The 1,137-nt window shown below is 71.3% G+C and carries 1 protein-coding gene; it reads right to left on the bottom strand.

Annotation, left to right across the window (positions count from 1 at the left end; genetic code table 11):
* Window positions 1–61: 61 nt before the first annotated feature.
* Window positions 62–1,137: glycoside hydrolase family 26 protein (locus tag ACYVE9_RS27755; RefSeq protein ID WP_461030646.1), on the bottom strand; the 1,076-nt coding region annotated here is incomplete at its 5' end.

Genomic DNA, 1,137 nt, shown 5'->3' with positions numbered 1-1,137 from the left:
GGGCGGGCGGTGCACGGGCGTGAAGTACGTCCCGTGCCCGCCCGCCCGCCGTCCGCAGGGGTCAGGAGCGGCCGTCGTCGAACCAGTCGAGCCGCAGGCACAGCTTGCGGCCACCGAGCCACCGCTCCACCCAGTCACCCAGCTCCAGCGGTGTGCAGGCCGGTTCGCCGGGCTGCGTGGGCCGCGGCGGCTCGCTCGGCCGGGGCGGCTGCGTGGGCCGCGGCGGCTGCGGCGGGAGCGTGGGCTCGGTCGGCGGGGTCGACTCACCGGGACGCTTCGACATGGCCGCGCGGAAGACCGCCGAGGACTTGGGATTGTCCTCGCACTGCCACACCCCGTGCGGGCAGTAGTCGGTGATCGTCTGGTACAGCGGCCGGTGCTTGTCCATCCACTCCAGCATGCGCCGCATGTACTCCGCGTTGTCGCCGTTGCGGAAGAGCCCCCATTCCGGGTAGGAAATGGGTTTGTTGCGCGCGGCGGCGAAATCCACCTGGTGCTGGAGGCCGTACGGCTGCGTCACCTGGTCGTCGAAGCTGTTCCCCGGCGGCTGGTCGTAGGAGTCCATTCCGATGATGTCGACGAAGTCGTCACCCGGGTAGCACCTCGTCCACGGAATGGCGTCGGTGCCGCGGTTCGGTGCGAAATCGAACATGAACTCCTGGCCCGGCACCTCGCGCATCGTGTTGACGATGCGCTTCCAGTACGCCTTCCACGCCTGCGGGTCGGGGCCGCAGCGGTGCGTGTAGGTGGTGCCGTTCATCTCCCAGCCGAGCACCACCACGGTGTCCGGCACCCCCATGTGCACCAGGCGCTCGGCGAGGGTGCGGAAGTGCCGGTCGAAACGGCCGTCGGCGCCGGCGCGCAGCAGTTGCCGCACCTCCCGGTCGGGCACGCCCTCCTCGTTGCGCTCCAGCATCGGCACGTTGAGGACGAACATGCGGTCCTCCGCCGCCTGGCGCCACCGCGCCCACTCCTGGAGGAAGCGCGGTCGGCCCTCGATGTTGACCCACAGGTCACCCGGCAGATACGTGTGCCCCACCCGCAGGGTCGCACCGCCCAGCCAGTTCTCCAGCTCGGCGATGCGCCGCACGCCGTCCGGGCCGGAGGCGAGGAACGCCCCGACGGCGGGCGGCGGGG

The organism is Streptomyces sparsus (assembly GCF_054776295.1).
Note: the sequence above shows the minus strand (reverse complement) of the source record. Positions and strands in the feature narration are given on the sequence as shown.